Below are 16490 nucleotides of genomic sequence, written 5' to 3'. Positions count from 1 at the left end.
AAAATGATGATTTATCTGCTTGGAATTTATTTTTTATATGTGTTCGTTAAAATTTATCTTGCGGTTTTGCAGATAAATTTCGTGCAAAACGAAGCTAAAAAGCCAGCGGTCGTGCTCTCGCAGGACGAATACGAAAACGCCGCACACGTGGCGGTCGTAAATCAAAAATATGAGATCGCCAGCCTCGTTTATCACGCCGTTATCTTTACGATATGGGCAGGCTACGGGCTAAAATTTTTAAATTCGCTCGTCGTCAAAACGGGCGGTATTGGCGAAAATATTATTTTCGTGATGAGCTTTTTGGTGATCTCGTCATTGCTTGAGCTACCGCTTAGCATTTACGAAACGTTTGTGAAAGACAGGCGGCTTGGCTTTTCAAACACGACGCCTAAAATTTTCGTACTCGACCTTGTCAAGTCGCTTGCCCTCACGCTCGTTTTTGGCTCGCTTTTTGTCTGGGTCGTGCTGCTTTGTATCGGATTTTTGGGCGAGTTTTGGTGGTTTTGGGCGTTTGTGCTCAGCTTTGCCGTTATCATCGTCATAAATTTGATCTACCCGACCGTCATCGCACCGCTGTTTAATAAGATGAAACCGCTGGAAGATGGCGAGCTAAAAAGCTCTATCGAAGGGCTTCTAATTGAGTGTGGCTTTAAAAGCAGCGGAGTTTTCACGATCGACGCGAGTAAGCGCGACAACCGCCTAAACGCCTATTTTGGCGGGTTTGGAGCGACGAAGCGCGTGGTGCTCTTTGATATGCTGGTTAGCAAGCTCACGCAAAGTGAGATCATCGCGGTTTTGGGGCATGAGCTGGGGCATTTTAAGCACAAAGACATCTTTAAAATGATAGCCGTAAGCGCGGTGATGTTGTTTTTGCTTTTCGCGCTCTCTGGCAACATCCCAAACGCCGCGTATAGCGCGCTTGGACTCAGCCCAAACGGCGGTGCGATCATCGTTTTTCTCGTGCTTTTCTCACCGATTTTTAGCTTCGTTTTCTCGCCCGTCATCTCCGCGATCAGCCGCCATAATGAGTTTGGCGCGGACAAATTTGGCGCGGGAGTGAAAAGTCGTACGGATATGATAAGCGCTCTTAAAAAGCTTGGCAGCGAAAACAAGGCGTTTCCAAAGGCTCACCCGCTCTACGCCTTCGTCTATCACAGCCACCCGAGCCTTTTTGAGCGCATAAGCGAGCTGGAAAGTGAAGATTGAAGCGGCGTTAAAAGAGGCGAGCACGCAAATTTCAGCGGTCTGCGAAAGTCCGCGCAAAGTGGCAAAGCTACTTTTGATGCACCATTTGGGCATGAGCGCGGAGTGGATATTTTTAAATTTGAGCGCGGATCTAGCTGATGAGAGCGGCTATTTTGCGCTCGTTCGGCGATTTTGCGAATACGAACCGCTTGAATACATCACCTCCAAGGCGGACTTTTACGGGCTAAATTTTAGCGTGCGAAAGGGCGTTTTGATCCCGCGTCCTGAGACTGAAATTTTAGTCGATAAATCGCTTGAAATTTTGGTAAATTTGCCCGCTGCGCGTGTCGCCGAGATCGGCACTGGAAGCGGGATAATCAGTATTTGTATCGCGCTAAATTCTCCCGCCAAGATCACTGCGACCGATATCAACGAAACCGCACTCGATCTAGCCCGCGAAAACGCCGCAAAATTTGGCGTCGTGGACAGGATAGAATTTATAAAATGCGCTTATTTAGATGACGTAAGCGGCGAATTTGACCTGCTAGTCTCAAACCCGCCTTACATCGCGCAAGATTATAAGCTCGATAAATTCGTGCTAAACGAGCCGCATAACGCACTTTTTGGTGGATTGACGGGCGATGAAATTTTAAAAAATATCATTTTGCTAGCGCGCAACCGCCGCGTAAAAAATCTCGCCTGCGAAATGGGGTATGATCAAAAAAGCTCGCTTGAAAAGGCGCTTAAATTTAATGGCTTTGAGGCGAAATTTTATCAAGATTTGGCTGGATTTGATAGAGGGTTTACGGCAAAACTGGCGTTAAATTTAAAAAAAGGACAGGGTTGATAGGCATATATCTTTTTTCGCTTGCCGTTTTGATAGGCGTCGAGCTTTGCGTGCTTTTTGTGGTCCATCCGGCGGTATTTAGCTTGTATTATCTCATCGGCACCGGCGGTAACGCCTTGTTTTTGCAGTTTAAATATTTGCTTGTGGGCATAAGCGTTTTTGTTATCATTTGCGAGCTATTTTTGATAAAAAGAGGCAAATTTTCCGGACTATCGTTTGTTTTGTTTTTAAATTTGGCGCTGGCTATATTTTTTGTCTCAAACGCCCGGCATTTTGGCACTCAGTATGTGTTTGGCAGAGAATTTTACAGTGCTTACAAAATAGGCGAAGCTGTGCTAAAATTCATGATATTTTTACAGGCGTTCGTATTTTTCCTAAAATTTACGAAGCTTGAGATAAAAACCAAAAAGGAGATAAAAGAGATATGAAAAAGGTATATTTGTTTTTGATCGCCGCGCTTATTGGCATAGAGATCGCGCTGGGAGCGTTTGTGGCTCCGGTGGTGTTTTTCCCGCAAAATTTCATAGGCGAGGGTGTGCTCACGCACTTTCAAAGCGGCGTTTTGATGACGCAAATTTTTCTTAAATACAATTACGTTTTGCTCGCGGTGAGCGTATTTGCGTTTATATTCGACGCGTTTGGGCTAAAGGGCGAGGAATGCGTGCACGTGAGGATCTCGGCCTTTGCTCTAAGCTTTATAAATTTAGCCCTAGCGCTTGCTTTCGTGTTTTATTTCACGAGCTATATTTTGCACGCTCAAGGCCTTGGCGAGGCGGCGACCGCGACTGATGAGTTTAGAAGCGTGCATAAAACGAGCGAATACGTGATGAAGATCATGATGCTCGCACAGCTGTTTTTGTTTTTCTTTAAATTTATCGGGCGTAGCCCAAAAGAGCGAGGTTTGAAGGAGGCTTAGGATATGCAAAGGCCTGATATCCAAGAGATCGCCGACTTTTTGATAGACTATGCGGCAAAGATGCTAAGCGTAGGCACCTATACAGCGAGGATACAGCGCTGCGTGACTCGTATTGCGAGGGCTTATGGTTATGATGTCAGTCTGACGATATTTGTCAAGCACTTCATCATCAGCGTCCTTGACCCGCATGACAACTCGATCCGCCGCACATACGTAAAATCCAGCGTCGCATCGCCTATCAGCTTTAATCTCATCTCCGAACTGAGCGCGCTCAGCTGGCAAATTTACGACGAAAAGATAAATTTGAGCGAGGCGAGAAGGCATTTTAACGAGATAATAAATTCTAAAAACAATGGCTTTTACAAGACGCTTTTATTTATAAGCCTCGCAAATGCCGCCTTTTGTAGGCTATTTGAGGGCGATGTCGGCTCTGTGGGCTGCGTTTTTGTAGCTACGCTGGTCGGCTTTTACCTGCGCTTTGTCTTGACGAAATTTAAGATAAATTTGAAATTTCAATACATAATCGTCTCTTTCATCTCCTCGTTTATCGCTTATATCGGCGTTTATTACGGTATCACGAGCACGCCGGACGTCGCCATAGGCTCTAGTATTTTGTTTTTGATGCCGGGCGTTCATCTCATAAATTCCGTATTTGACATACTAAACGAAAATATTTTAGTCGGTGTCAGCAGAGGCCTAAATACCGGGCTTCTCATCATCTGCATAGCTATTGGCGTTTATATGACGCTTGCGATCTCAAATTTAGGGCTTTTAAATGTTTGAGCTATTTTTTTTGACGATGGTCGATGCGGCGTTTGCGGCGGTAGCCGGATTTGGCTTTGCGTATGCCAGCTCGCCTCCAAAAAGGACGCTGGCTTTTTCGGCGCTACTGGCGGCTATCGCGCACTCTAGCAGGTATTTGATGATACAAACTGAAATTTTCAGCATCTCGGTGGCTACCTTGCTGGCCTCATTTTTGATAGGCGTTTTGGGGATGTATTTTGCCAAGAGGCTTAAAGTGCCTGCCGAGATCATCGCGTTTCCCGCGCTTTTGCCGATGATACCTGGCATCTATGCCTATAAAAGCATTTTGGCACTGCTTTGGTTTATAAAGAGCACGGACATAGGCCAAAAAACGACATATTTGATGATATTTTTTGACAACGCGCTAGCTACGGTCTGCATATCTCTAGCTCTTGGCGTAGGCGTCTCGGTCACGCTCCTTATGTTTTACGAGCAGTCATTGATGACGACAAGGGGAGCTAGGGGCGAAAAAAATTGATTTAGGAAGTGAGATGAAAATACGAGTTTATTACGAGGATACCGATGCTGGCGGCATCGTCTATCACGCAAACTATATAAAATTTTGCGAGCGAGCGCGTAGCGAGATGCTTTTTGACTCGAAGCTGGACGTCTTTTCGCCAAGCTGCTATTTCGTGGTGACCGGCATAAATGCGAAATTTATAAAGCCGGCTGTCCTGGGCGACATGCTCGAGGTAAAAACGAGCGCAAAAGAGATCAAAAAGGCTTCGCTCGTGCTAAGACAAGAGATATTCAGGATAGCTAAAGAAAATGAAGTCTCGAGCGAGCTGATCTTTGCCGCCGATATCACGGTCGCTTGCCTAGATCACTCTAGACCTTGTCGTATGAGCGAGGAGTTGGTGTCGTTTTTTAGATCTCTGGCTGCTGGATCCAAGTCTTGAGCTACCGGCTCTAAAGGCGTGAAATTTTCGCCTTTTGCTTCAAATAATTTGATGTCATAAACGATCTGCGAGCCGACCAAATTTTCGCTAAATAGCCTCTTGTGCGAGGGATCGATGAAATTTGAATATATATAATCAAGCCCGACGCTGCAAGAATAGCCTATTTGACTGTATCTTAAATCTACGTCAAAAAGCGCGTTCGTGGCGACTAGCTGATCGTTTTGAGGATTTACCGAGTTTGCGATGTATAAATTTTGCCTGTCTCGCTGTGCGATAGCGCCAAAGATGTTTGGTATGTAGTTTATCTGCGTGCTAAGCAGTGCAAACGGCGTTATCTGGTAGCCTCTCATCTGTGTCGCGACGAGGGAGGCTTTGATGACGGGCAGATTTAAAAATACGCTAGAGCCGTCAAATTTAGACTTTTTGCTTAGATAGCCGTCTAGCTTCAGCTCTTTGCCCGCTACTTGCACCTCGTAAATTTCGCTTGCGCTAAGCTTTCTGACGTATTCGTTTAATGTCTCGCCAAGCCCGCTTGCATCGCTAAATGCCGCGACCTTGTCATTTGAAATTTTAAGTAGAGCCGCTATCTGCGCTTGATAGTCGATGCCACCAAATATGATATTTGGCTTTGCATAGCTTACGAGCGAGGCGTGCACGCTAGGGACGTAAGCTAGTTCGTTACCTGCTATGTTTTGATCTAGCACTCTCACGCCGCTTGGCGTAAATGGCGCGATAAAGTAGCTGATATTTTGATCGCGCGCCGTATTTATGGCGTTTGTGATGTTTTGCGCGCTCTCGTCGCCACTCATTATAAATTTGAGCTCTACCTTGGCATTCGTGCTCGCTACATAAGATATCAGCGAATTCGTAACGACAGACGTGTATGATTTTATGGTTTTTTGCGGGATTATCACGGCGATTTTGTTCGCACCTTGTGGCGTTTGAGGCGTAAATTTACCGTTAAGCTCGTTATAAAGGCTCAAAAGTTCGCTATTTGTGGTCTTAGTAGGCTCGAAGCGCGCCATGAAGCTAGCCAGCAAATTTTCGCTTACCAGCTCTTTTAAGCATGCTTCATCGCAAAATTCAGGCTCTAAATTTATATATTCGATGCTTGCAGGAGGTATATTTGATAGGGTTTGCTCCTTTGCGTACAGGCAGATAAAAAACGTAAAAAATATAATAAAAATTTTTCTCATATCACTCCTTTGATCTTTCTTAGATCGTCTAAAAACACGGACTCAAAGCTCGGATTTTTCATCAGCCACGCATGCGAATACGTCGGCATCACCGATATATCGCCAAATTTCAAGACACTACCGCGTATACTCTCGAAGCTGTTTTTTAAAAGGCTCTCGGGGTATAAATTTAAAAAAACCTGCTCGCCTAAGGCCACGATGACTTTTGGCTTAAGCAGTCTTATTTCTTCGAGCAGATACGGCCTGCAAAGCTCGAAGCATTCGTTTATGGCCGCATTTTGAGTCTCACTTGGTAAAAATTTACAGCGTAGGATCGAACTGATGTAAAATTCTCCCTTTCTAAGCCCCAAAGAATTATATATCATCTCGCAAAGCTTCACTCCCGCCATACCGCAAAGATGCTCGCCCTCTTGATCCTCGCTTATGCTGGGCGCTAAAGATACGAACATCACTTTGCTGCTTTTGTCTCCTAATCCCAAAATAGTGCGATTTGCCGTTTTTCTAAGAGTGCAAAGCGCGCAGTGTGAAATTTGTTTATTTAGCTCGTTTAGATCGCTAAATTCGCCACTTTGATATAAATTTATGAAATTTTCATTTATAAATTTATACCCTACGGCTTTTAAGAAATATAGCTTTTTTAATGCTTCTTGTCGCTGCGAAATTTTCATTTTGTATTATAGTTGAATTTGCTTAAAATTTAAATTATGTTTCTCGTGTCCGTCAGCTATTCAAAGGAATTTAAGTATAGCTTTGCTAAAATCACAACTTTACATTAACTTTAAGGAAAGAGATGAAAAGGACTTATCAGCCTCATAAAACACCTAAAAAACGAACCCATGGTTTTCGCTTAAGGATGAAAACTAAAAACGGTCGCAAGGTCATAAACGCTAGACGTGCAAAAGGTAGAAAAAGATTGGCGGCTTAGCCCGTTTTGAGCCTTTAAAAGACTCAAGGGAATTCTCATCGGTTTATAAAGAGGCGAAAAAATGGCATTGTGACGCCTGCGTGCTTTTTTATAAACCTTCAAGTGAAAATAAGTTAGCGGTAGTAGCTAGTAAAAAAGTAGGGAAAGCGGTCGTAAGAAATAGGGCCAAAAGGCTCTTAAGAGCCGCTTTTTTAGAGGTTTGCGATGAGCTTGAAGACGGTATATATATCATGGTAGCCAAGTACGGACTTATCGAAATTTCTTTTGACAAAATTCATAAAAATCTGCGTTGGTCGCTCAAAAAACTGGGATGTCTAAAATGAAGAATTTTGCGCTTTCTTGTATAAAATTTTATCAAAACTACATCTCCAAAATTTTACCGAAATCTTGTCGTTACTATCCTACTTGCTCCGAGTATGCAGTTTGGGAATTTAAAAATAACGATATTTTTTCCGCCCTTTTGGCTACGCTCGCGAGAATTCTAAGGTGCAATCAACTGTTCAAAGGCGGTATAGACTACCCGGTGATCCGCAAGAGATTCGGCTCTTTTTCTATATTTAAACGGATGGAATTTTCAAATATAGATTTTTGGTTCGTTCCTTGTAAAAATAGCAAATTTTATGTCATAAAAGTTTTAGATTCATTAAAGGAAAAACGTTAAAAATGGATAAATTATCAACTCAAAAAAGAGTTCTAATCGCAACTCTTTTATCATTTTTATTTTTTATAGCTTACGATTATTTTTTTATCCCAAAGAGTATGCCTATCGAGCAAAACCGCAGCGTAAATGTCGCACAAAATAGCTCAAACGCCACTCCCTCTTCACAAAGCGCAAATGTCACCGCAAACACCGATCCTAGCCAAAATACTAAAATTTTAGCCAAAATAAAAGGCCAAAACTACGAGGCGCAGATAGATGAGCTGGGGCGCATCAGTAAATTTTATTTGACCGAGAAGAAATACGAGACCGCAGACGGAAACAAAACCGAACTTACCGGCATTTCGCCTTTGCCGCTTGAAATGAGATTTAGCGATGCGGCGATAAACGATCAAGCCTTTAGGGTGAGCTATACTGCCGATATTAGCGAGCTTGACGCATCTAGCGGCGCAAAGACTATAAATTTGACACAAAATTTAGACGGGCTTAGCGTAACAAAAAAGATAACTTTTTACCCTGATGGCAGATACGAAGTCGAGGTAAATTTAAGCAAAAATGTCGAATATTTCATCACTCCAGGCTTTAGACCAAATATTTCGGTAGACAACTACACTATCCACGGCGCGCTTTTGATGCACGCAGACGATAAACTCAGCATACTTGAAGATGACGATCTAGATGGAACCGAGAAATTCAGCGATATAACGGTCGCCGCGGCTTCAGATAGATACTATACGGCGCTTTTTTATTCCTTTGGCAAACCTCTTGATGTCGTCATGAGCACTGACGCAAAGAAAAACGCTATCATCTTTGTAAAGCAAAATGGAAATTTCAAAACGAGCGGCTATATCGGGCCTAAAGATCATAAAATTTTAAGCAGCATGGATCCTCGTCTGACCGATATCATCGAATACGGCTGGTTTACTTTTATCGCTAAACCGATGTTTGCCTTTCTCGACTTTTTACATAAATACATAGGCAACTGGGGCTGGGCGATCGTGGTTTTGACGCTTGTGATAAGGATCATTTTATTCCCGCTCACATATAAGGGCATGCTATCGATGAACAAACTCAAAGAGCTTGCGCCTAAGGTCAAGGAGATCCAGGCCAAATACAAAGGCGATCCGCAAAAGCTTAACACCCACATGATGGAGCTTTATAAGAAAAACGGTGCGAATCCTATGGGCGGATGTTTACCGATACTGCTTCAAATCCCCGTATTTTTCGCGATCTACCGCGTTTTACTAAACGCTATCGAGCTTAAAGGCGCTCCTTGGATACTTTGGATACATGATCTTTCGGCGATGGATCCTTTCTTTATCCTGCCTATCTTGATGGGTGCGACCATGTTTTTACAGCAAAGGCTCACGCCGACGACGTTTACAGATCCTATGCAAGAAAAGATCATGAAGTATCTGCCGCTTATTTTTACATTTTTCTTCGTGACTTTCCCGGCAGGTCTTACACTTTATTGGTTTGTAAATAACGTCTGCTCCGTCATCCAACAAATTTTTGTAAATAAGCTTTTTGAAAAACATAAAAAAGTGGAGGTAAAGGCCTGATGCGTATCGAAGCGGAAAATTTACAAGAGGCTTTTCAAAAGGCTGCAAGCGAGCTAAAATGCTCGGTTACCGAGCTTGATATAAAGGTCATCCAGCATCCAAGCGGTGGGATATTCGGCTTTTTCAAAAAGAGCGCCATTATAGAGGCCGTGCCTGAAAAGCAGACTCAAAAGTTACAGGAAAAATTTAAAAACAAGCATGAGCAAAAGCAAAACAATCACAAAAACAATACCGACAATAAAAATGAAAGTAGACATACTAACGGAAATAACTCTTCCAAGCACGACGAACAGGAAGCAAAGTCTGTAAATTCCGGCGTAAAACGCGAGCATACGGAGAAAAAGCGCAATCGTCATAAGAAAAATCGCGAAGACAAAGAATTTAAAACCGAAAAAGCAGGGCCTAGTCTAAGCGAAAAAAATTCGACCTTGGCGCATGCCGCGTTTGCAGATAAGACGGAAGATGAAAATTTAGTTACCGAGTTTGAAGTAGCAAAGCCAGAGTATGTCATCAAACGTATAGACGATGAAAAAAATGACACAAGCTCACATAAAAAGCCTAGCAAGGATATCTTGGACACGTCGATCTTAGAAAATTTCAATCAAGAAAGCACCGTACCGGAGAGTAGAAACGAACCTAAAAAAGCCCCGAAAGAGCCGATAGACTTTGATAAAATTTTACCCGAGATAAAAGATGGCTTAAATAAGCTTTTTACCGCCAGTTGCTTTGATATCACGAAGATAGAGGCGTCAAAATTTAACGACGATACCGTCCTCATAGAGCTTGACGGGGGCGATGCAGCGCTGCTTATAGGCAAAGAAGGCTACCGATACAAGGCGATATCATATTTGCTTTATAATTGGCTAAATGTAAAATACAACCTTGCCATACGCCTTGAGATAGCTGAATTTTTGAAAAATCAAGAGGCGATGATAGAGCAGTATCTAAACGGCGTGATAGAACGCGTGCAAAATACGGGTAGAGCGCAAACAAAGCCACTTGACGGCGTTTTGGTAAAGATAGCTCTTGAAAAGCTACGCGAGAAATTCCCGCAAAAATATGTCGGGATAAAGTCGGGCAACGACGGGAAATTCGTCGTGGTAAATGATTTCTTCAAAAAATGACGATATCGCAGCCATTGCCACGGCGCATGGCATTGGCTCGATCTGCATCATCAGGCTGAGCGGCTCGACCGCTCTGCAAAGCGCCTTAAAGCTCACTAAAATTTCAAACCTCTCTCCACGCCTCGCCACACTTACTAAAATTTACTCGCTCGATAAAGAATTTTTGGACGAAGCGATAATGATTTATTTCAAAGCGCCAGCCAGCTTCACGGGCGAAGATGTGGTAGAATTTCACACTCACGGTGGATTTGTCGTGGCTGATATGATATTAAACGAGCTCGTAAAACTTGGCGTGCGGCTAGCCGAGCCTGGAGAATTCAGCAAAAGAGCGTTTTTAAACGACAAGCTCGATCTTGCTAAGGCTGAGGCGATACAAGGGCTCATAAACTCAAGGAGCGAGGCTGCGGCTAAAATTTTAGCCCGTCAGATGCGAGGCGATCTGAGCCGATATGTCGAGCAGATGCGAAATGAACTCGTAAAGACGCTTGCCTTTGTGGAGACTAGTATCGACTATGCGGATGATGATTTGCCCGGCGATTTGCTAGAGCAGATAAAGGCCATGCTCGAAGCAAATGCCGCAAAGCTTGATAAAATAGTGCAAATAAGCGAGCAAAGGCGCGGGCTGATCGATGGCTTCAAGGTCGCGATAGTCGGCAAACCAAATGTCGGCAAAAGCTCTATTTTAAACTCGCTTTTATCCTACGAGCGCGCGATCATCAGCGACGAGGCGGGCACCACACGCGACAGGATAGAGGAAAATTTCAAGGTCGGAACGCACCTGGTGCGCATCATCGATACGGCAGGGATCCGTAAAAACGCAGGCAAGATTGAGGAGATCGGCATCCGCTACTCACTAGCGGCGATCGAGGAGGCCGATATCGTTTTGGCCGTTTTTGACAGCTCTAACGCCAGTGACGAGCAAGACGAACACATCGTCGAGCTGGTCAAAAATTCCGGCAAGAAGGTATTTTTTGTCCTAAACAAAAGCGATCTAGCTTTTAAATTTGACCTTGATTTAAGCCCTAGCATCAAAATTTCGGCGAAAAAAGGAGCTAGCGAGATAGTAAAGCAGCTACGGGATTATCTTGACTCCCAGGATAGTAGCGAGATGATGCTAAGCTCGAATCACCAAATCAAACAATGTAAAGACGCAAGTGTAGCGATAAAAAGAGCGTTAAATTTGCTCGGTGACGAGCTTGAGCTCTTTGCCTACGAGATAAATACCGCGATAGCTGCGATAGCCGCGATCACAAGACCATTTGAACGGAGTGAAATTTTAGATGAGATGTTCAGCCATTTTTGCCTTGGTAAATAGATTTTACGCGCTCGCTCTCGCGGCGGTTTTGCTCGGTGGCTGCGCGCCAAAAAGTGACTTCATGGATAGCGAGGCGGTCAAACAAGCACTAAAAGAAGAGTGGGAAAAATATCTCGAAAATGACGGCAGTATCGCTCAAGTCGCACTTTTCTCACAAGATGCGCCCAATCAGCCGCAAGACGGCGATAAGGTCGGCTTTGCTCTGGCTAGAACGGACGGCTCAAAACCTCTAAAAATCGGCGATATGTTTATGAGTGGCGGGCAATTTGCAATTGTGCGTGATTTAGAGCGAGACCGCGAGGTAAATTTAAACGACGAAGATGAAATGATGAGCCTTGGCGGAGCAAAAAGCGTCAAATTTTACGAATTTGGAAACGGCATCTTTGAGACGATAGTTTATAGCGCGGATAAGCCCTTGTGCATAGCTTTTTACGTCGGCGAGAGTATCGGCGCAAGAGCCGTGACAAACTATAACATCGGACAAAACGGCGAATTTTTCGCGACATTGATACAAAGCGAGGTCAAATTTAAGAGCGAGAGCAAGCTTGTAAATTTAGAATTTAAATTTTTCGTGAAAGATGAGAATTTAGCCAAGGTCAGAGCCCAGGCGATGTCGGAAGATTTCAGACGAAGGGTCATCAACAATGATCTAAAAAAGCAAGAGCGAGTGCTGAGAAATATCGTCTGCGCAGCGTTTGAAACATACGAGCCTTATTAGCGAGCTTATTGCCGCCGATTTTATTGCTCGCGTTTTCCCTTTTTCAAGACGCTTCACGCTACGCACTTTGTGAAGCCTTTGTTTTGGAGTATCGAAAAGCATAGAGCCATAAAACGTTTTAAATTATCTTGTCATACCCATTTTTTAAGCCGCAAATTCAGCTCGCGGTTTATCAACTTTTTATGCTGATTAAAGTAAAATAAAGCAAAATTTTACAAAGGCGAAAAATGGACAAAGCGACGATAAAAGCGCACAAGATCAACGAGCAAGAGTATGAAGAAATTTTAAAAATTTTAGGGCGCGAGCCAAATTTGCTCGAGCTTGGCATATTTTCAGCGATGTGGAGCGAGCATTGCAGCTACAAATCGAGCAAAAAATACCTAAACGGCTTCCCAACCAAAGCGCCGTGGGTGATCCAAGGACCAGGCGAGAACGCCGGTGTCATCGATGTTGGCGGCGGAGTCGCGGCGGTGTTTAAGATGGAGAGTCACAATCACCCAAGCTTCATCGAGCCGTTTCAAGGTGCCGCCACAGGCGTGGGCGGTATACTGCGCGACGTTTTCACGATGGGGGCGCGTGTGGTGGCAAATATGAACTCGCTACGCTTTGGCGAGGTGCGCGGAGATAGCGAGAATGCGCGCAAACAGCGATATTTGCTAAAAGGCGCAGTCGCTGGTATCGGGCACTACGGCAACTGCATGGGTATCCCGACCGTGGGCGGCGAGACGACCTTTGACGCGAGCTTTAACGGCAACATCTTGGTAAATGCCTTTGCGCTAGGTCTTGTTAAAAGCGATGAAATTTTCTACGGCAAGGCCGAAGGTATCGGTAATCCCGTGATATACGTAGGCTCAAAGACCGGTCGCGACGGGCTTGGCGGGGCTGTGATGGCGAGCGATAGTTTTAGCGACGCGAACAAATCCTTGCGTCCGACCGTGCAAGTGGGCGATCCATTTGCCGAAAAGCTGCTGATGGAGGCGTGCTTGGAGCTATTTAAAAAAGACTACATCGTCGGTATCCAGGACATGGGCGCGGCGGGGCTAACGAGCTCGAGCTTCGAGATGGCGGGGCGTAGCGGCAGCGGCATGAAGATGCAGCTTGACCGCGTCCCGATGCGCGAGGAGGGGATGAGCCCGTATGAGCTCATGCTAAGCGAGAGTCAGGAGCGCATGCTCATCTGCGCTAAAAAGGGCTGCGAGCAAAAGGTGCTTGAAATCTTTAAAAAATGGGATCTTGACGCCGAGGTCATCGGCGAGGTTACGGACAGCGGGCAGATGCAGCTTTATTGGCATGGCGAGCTGGTGGGGCAGATCCCTATAAAGCCGCTCTCCGAGGCCGCTCCCGTGCTAGACCGCCCTACCGCGCGACCAAAATATCTTGATGAAATCAAAAATCTGCAAATTCCAAAAGACATCGACAACAAAACGGCGTTTTTAAAGCTACTACGTGAGTCTGAAATTTTAAATAAAGCCCTCATCTACGATCAATACGACGCAAATATCCAGACAAATACAATCAAGCAGCCGGGGTATCTGGGCGCAGCGGTCATCCGTATCAAAGAGACAGGCAAAGCCCTAGCCATGGCGGCTCAGTGCGACCCGCGCGCAAATTTCGTGGGTCCAAAGATCGGTGCGGCTCGTGCGGTCGCGGCTGCCGGGCGCAAGGTCGCGATGAGCGGTGCGATGCCACTAGCGATCACCGACTGCCTAAACTACGGCAACCCGCAAAATCCCGAGGTCATGTGGCAGTTCGCGCAGGGCTGCGAGGGCATCAAAGAAGCCTGCCGCGAGCTAAATACACCTGTCGTGAGCGGCAACGTGAGCCTTTACAATGACACGGACGGCGTGAGCGTCTATCCGACCCCGGCGATCGTGAGCGTGGGCGTAAATGACGATGCGCGCGCAAATTTAAAGAGTGTCTTTGGCAGCGCGGGCACGGCGATATATCTGCTGGGCGAGACGAAGGGCGAATTTGCCGCCTCACTTTACGTCAAAGCCCTTTTTGACGTGGTCGGCGGCACTCTTAGCGAGATAGACTACAAAAAAGAGCGTGCGCTTTGGGAGCTCGTCATCGCGGCAAATAAAGCGGGCGTTTTGGAGTTTGCAAACTCGGTCGGCGTGGGCGGCGTGGCGATGAGCCTAGCCAAAATGGCGTGCATAAGCGGCATCGGTGCGGAGTGCAAATTTGACGTAGCGCAGGCAAATTTTATCTTTGACGAGAGCTTTTCACGTGCGCTCGTGGGCGTTACGAGCGAGGCTAAATTTAGCGAGCTGGCGGCAAAATTTGGCGTGAAATTTGAAAAGATCGGCGTGACGGGCGGGGATAAATTTAGACTAAACGAGATCGATGAAAATTTAAAAGAGATCAGCGAGATTTATTTTAACGAATTTGCAAACATAATCAAACAAGAAGACTGAAATTTAAAGGAGATTTTATGAGTCTGCTCGATGCATTGAGTAAGAAAACGGATGAAGGCAAAGATGGCGAACACCGCACGAACCAGCAAAAAGGCGTCGCGAAGCCGCCTATACTATTTGACGAGACGCAAGCGCTCATAAAAAAGGTGCAGCAAAAGCTGGGCGGCACGTTCATCACTTACTATAACTCAAACGCAGGCAGCGTCTGCGGGAACGACGCAAGCGCGATGTATGAAATTTTAAAGGGTAAAAAGATAGACAACGCGTTTTTATTTATCAAAAGTGATGGCGGCAGTGGTATAGCCAGCCTTCGTATCATCTCGACCTTGAGAAATTATTGTAAAAATCTGACCGCTTTGGTGCCGGCAAACTGCGCTTCTGCGGCGACGATGATGGCTTTGGGGGCAAACGAGATCGTGATGGGGCCGCTCGCGTATCTAACGCCAGTGGATACATCGCTAAAACATGAGCTAAGCCCGACGAACAAAGGTAACGAGCTAGTGAGCGTCTCGATGGACGAGCTAAGTCGCGTTGTGAAGCTCTGGAAGGAGCAGGACAAGGACAGACCGCGCGACACGAACCCTTATAACTCGCTTTACGAATACATCCATCCGCTCGTATTTGGTGCGGTCGATCGCGCCAGCTCGCTTTCGCTTAAAATTTGCCGTGAGCTTTTGCGCTATCACATAAGCGACGATGAGAAGATCCAAGAAATTTCAGAGAGATTAAACGGTGACTATCCTGCGCACGAGTATCCGATACTCTTTCGCGAGGCCGAGGAGATCGGGCTTCATGTCAAAAAGATGGATGACGATCTAAACGAGATGCTTCAAGAGCTCACACTCCTTTACTCCGAGATGGGGCAGCGCGCGTTCACAGACTACGACGAGAACAGCTACCATGATAACAACATCGCAAACATCATCGAAACTGACGGCAAGCAGATTTATTATCAGATCGATAAAGACTGGTTTTATCGCCCTGACGAGCGCCGCTGGAACGTGATGAACGACGAGAGCTCATGGCGCAAAAATGAGCTCGTCGGTGGCAGGATCAAAAATACGATATATCATTTGTGGTAAAAATGGGTTCATTTTTATTTTATATCATCATTTTTTTAGCGATTTATTTGTTTTTTAACTCGTTTAAAGGCGGTGTAAATTTTGGCAGGCAAAGGACGCTGGGCTTTGAGGAGGCTAAATTTTTAGTCGCGCTTCTAGCCAAGGTCGCAAAGGGTGACGGGCGCGTGAACGAGCTTGAAGCAAGGCTGATTAGTGAGACGCTCGATGATCTTACGCTCAAGATACAAGGCTCAAGGGATCAGCGCGACGAGCTAAAGAGAATTTACAATATAGAAAAAGAAAATATCTCAAACGCCTACGAGCTTGCGAGAAATTACCGAATAGCACTAAATTTAGACGCTCAAATTTCAGCCGCTCGTATCACGTTTTTTCTAAATTTAGCTTATATAGACGGTAGTTTCAGTGCCGCTGAGCGTAAGGTCATCGAGGATATCTCGGACGGGCTTGGGCTTAGTAGGCAGATGCTAAATCAAATAATAATGCAGTTTGAGATTTTTTACGGTGCGAGGCAGAGATTCTCAAGTGGCTACGGACGACAAAGCTATCAGGGACAAAGTGGTGCAAACTCTGGCTTTGAAGCCAAAAAAGATCCTTACGAAGTTTTGGGCTTACCTAAAACGGCTAAATTCAGCGAGGTCAAGAAAAGATACCGCGAGCTGGTGCGTCAGTATCATCCGGATATACTCATGGGACGCGGCGAGAGCGAAGAGGTCATAGAAAAATCGACTAAAAAACTGCAAGAGATAAACGAGGCTTACGAGAGTATAAAGGAGCGTGAAAACGCATAGGAGTTTAAACTTTCGAAGTTAAATTTCATGAAACGATACTATATTTTGATATGG

At 45.3% G+C, this 16490-nt stretch carries 19 protein-coding genes; 17 read left to right on the top strand and 2 right to left on the bottom strand.

All coding sequences use genetic code 11. The annotated features are described in order from the left end of the window. The first annotated feature begins 3 nt into the window (after positions 1 to 3). From HMPREF1139_RS09830 to HMPREF1139_RS09800, 7 genes are read left to right on the top strand one after another with little or no spacing between them, the layout of a single operon-like run. Positions 4 to 1206 carry a M48 family metallopeptidase gene (locus HMPREF1139_RS09830; protein ID WP_169767371.1) on the top strand — a complete coding sequence of 401 codons (1203 nt, stop codon included), beginning with the start codon at positions 4 to 6 and terminating at the stop codon, positions 1204 to 1206. Next, positions 1196 to 2032: a peptide chain release factor N(5)-glutamine methyltransferase gene (prmC, locus tag HMPREF1139_RS09825; RefSeq protein ID WP_009651308.1), complete on the top strand. Its 837-nt coding sequence runs from the start codon at positions 1196 to 1198 to the stop codon at positions 2030 to 2032. The genes HMPREF1139_RS09830 and prmC overlap by 11 nt, the downstream gene beginning before the upstream one ends. Continuing rightward, complete coding sequence (locus HMPREF1139_RS09820) at positions 2029 to 2460, top strand: hypothetical protein (protein ID WP_009651162.1); 432 nt, start codon at positions 2029 to 2031, stop codon at positions 2458 to 2460. Before prmC ends, HMPREF1139_RS09820 begins: the two co-directional genes overlap by 4 nt. After that, entirely contained in the window at positions 2457 to 2948 is a 492-nt protein-coding gene (locus HMPREF1139_RS09815) for a DUF4149 domain-containing protein (RefSeq protein WP_009651494.1), read from the top strand. Before HMPREF1139_RS09820 ends, HMPREF1139_RS09815 begins: the two co-directional genes overlap by 4 nt. Positions 2949 to 2951: 3 nt before the next feature. Then, positions 2952 to 3731, top strand: coding sequence for a threonine/serine ThrE exporter family protein (locus tag HMPREF1139_RS09810; protein WP_009651365.1), 780 nt, complete (start codon positions 2952 to 2954; stop codon positions 3729 to 3731). Then, the gene (locus HMPREF1139_RS09805) at positions 3724 to 4230 is read left to right on the top strand and encodes a threonine/serine exporter family protein (RefSeq protein ID WP_009651328.1); all 507 of its coding nucleotides are present in this window, start codon (positions 3724 to 3726) and stop codon (positions 4228 to 4230) included. The genes HMPREF1139_RS09810 and HMPREF1139_RS09805 overlap by 8 nt, the downstream gene beginning before the upstream one ends. A 13-nt stretch (positions 4231 to 4243) precedes the next feature. Further along, on the top strand, positions 4244 to 4651 hold the full coding sequence (locus HMPREF1139_RS09800) for a YbgC/FadM family acyl-CoA thioesterase (protein ID WP_034966481.1): 408 nt from the start codon (positions 4244 to 4246) through the stop codon (positions 4649 to 4651). On the opposite strand, the gene HMPREF1139_RS09795 is transcribed toward HMPREF1139_RS09800, so the two are convergent. Together HMPREF1139_RS09795 and HMPREF1139_RS09790 are read right to left on the bottom strand one after the other, a co-directional pair. After that, complete coding sequence (locus HMPREF1139_RS09795) at positions 4576 to 5847, bottom strand: hypothetical protein (RefSeq protein ID WP_009651432.1); 1272 nt, start codon at positions 5845 to 5847, stop codon at positions 4576 to 4578. The two genes, HMPREF1139_RS09800 and HMPREF1139_RS09795, sit on opposite strands and share 76 nt — an antisense overlap. Then, positions 5844 to 6515: a uracil-DNA glycosylase gene (locus HMPREF1139_RS09790; RefSeq protein ID WP_009651381.1), complete on the bottom strand. Its 672-nt coding sequence runs from the start codon at positions 6513 to 6515 to the stop codon at positions 5844 to 5846. Before HMPREF1139_RS09790 ends, HMPREF1139_RS09795 begins: the two co-directional genes overlap by 4 nt. Positions 6516 to 6637: 122 nt before the next feature. On the opposite strand from HMPREF1139_RS09790, the gene rpmH reads away from it, so the two are divergent. The 10 genes from rpmH to HMPREF1139_RS09740 all read left to right on the top strand — a co-directional run bounded on the left by rpmH (position 6638) and on the right by HMPREF1139_RS09740 (position 16436). Then, positions 6638 to 6772 (top strand): 50S ribosomal protein L34, encoded by a 135-nt coding sequence (gene rpmH, locus HMPREF1139_RS09785; protein ID WP_002940373.1) that lies wholly within the window; start codon positions 6638 to 6640, stop codon positions 6770 to 6772. Beyond that, positions 6760 to 7095: a ribonuclease P protein component gene (gene rnpA, locus HMPREF1139_RS09780; RefSeq protein WP_083845037.1), complete on the top strand. Its 336-nt coding sequence runs from the start codon at positions 6760 to 6762 to the stop codon at positions 7093 to 7095. The genes rpmH and rnpA overlap by 13 nt, the downstream gene beginning before the upstream one ends. Next, positions 7092 to 7433: a membrane protein insertion efficiency factor YidD gene (gene yidD / locus HMPREF1139_RS09775; protein ID WP_009651334.1), complete on the top strand. Its 342-nt coding sequence runs from the start codon at positions 7092 to 7094 to the stop codon at positions 7431 to 7433. The genes rnpA and yidD overlap by 4 nt, the downstream gene beginning before the upstream one ends. Before the next feature lie 2 nt (positions 7434 to 7435). Further along, positions 7436 to 8992, top strand: a complete 1557-nt coding sequence (gene yidC / locus HMPREF1139_RS09770; protein WP_009651251.1) for a membrane protein insertase YidC — start codon at positions 7436 to 7438, stop codon at positions 8990 to 8992. Further along, positions 8992 to 10116, top strand: a complete 1125-nt coding sequence (locus HMPREF1139_RS09765) for a Jag N-terminal domain-containing protein (protein ID WP_009651466.1) — start codon at positions 8992 to 8994, stop codon at positions 10114 to 10116. The genes yidC and HMPREF1139_RS09765 overlap by 1 nt, the downstream gene beginning before the upstream one ends. Beyond that, positions 10097 to 11431 carry a tRNA uridine-5-carboxymethylaminomethyl(34) synthesis GTPase MnmE gene (mnmE, locus tag HMPREF1139_RS09760; RefSeq protein WP_009651172.1) on the top strand — a complete coding sequence of 445 codons (1335 nt, stop codon included), beginning with the start codon at positions 10097 to 10099 and terminating at the stop codon, positions 11429 to 11431. Before HMPREF1139_RS09765 ends, mnmE begins: the two co-directional genes overlap by 20 nt. Further along, positions 11397 to 12149, top strand: coding sequence for a hypothetical protein (locus HMPREF1139_RS09755; RefSeq protein WP_009651311.1), 753 nt, complete (start codon positions 11397 to 11399; stop codon positions 12147 to 12149). Before mnmE ends, HMPREF1139_RS09755 begins: the two co-directional genes overlap by 35 nt. A 227-nt stretch (positions 12150 to 12376) precedes the next feature. Further along, a complete protein-coding gene (gene purL / locus HMPREF1139_RS09750; RefSeq protein ID WP_009651135.1) occupies positions 12377 to 14566 on the top strand; it encodes a phosphoribosylformylglycinamidine synthase subunit PurL in 2190 nt (729 codons plus the stop codon). A 17-nt stretch (positions 14567 to 14583) separates the two neighbouring features. After that, the gene (locus HMPREF1139_RS09745) at positions 14584 to 15648 is read left to right on the top strand and encodes an SDH family Clp fold serine proteinase (protein WP_009651230.1); all 1065 of its coding nucleotides are present in this window, start codon (positions 14584 to 14586) and stop codon (positions 15646 to 15648) included. Further along, entirely contained in the window at positions 15642 to 16436 is a 795-nt protein-coding gene (locus HMPREF1139_RS09740) for a DnaJ domain-containing protein (RefSeq protein ID WP_009651476.1), read from the top strand. The genes HMPREF1139_RS09745 and HMPREF1139_RS09740 overlap by 7 nt, the downstream gene beginning before the upstream one ends. The last annotated feature ends 54 nt before the right edge of the window (positions 16437 to 16490 follow it).

Source organism: Campylobacter sp. FOBRC14 (assembly GCF_000287855.1).
GTDB lineage: Bacteria > Campylobacterota > Campylobacteria > Campylobacterales > Campylobacteraceae > Campylobacter_A > Campylobacter_A curvus.
This window is presented reverse-complemented; position numbering and strand designations above follow the sequence as displayed.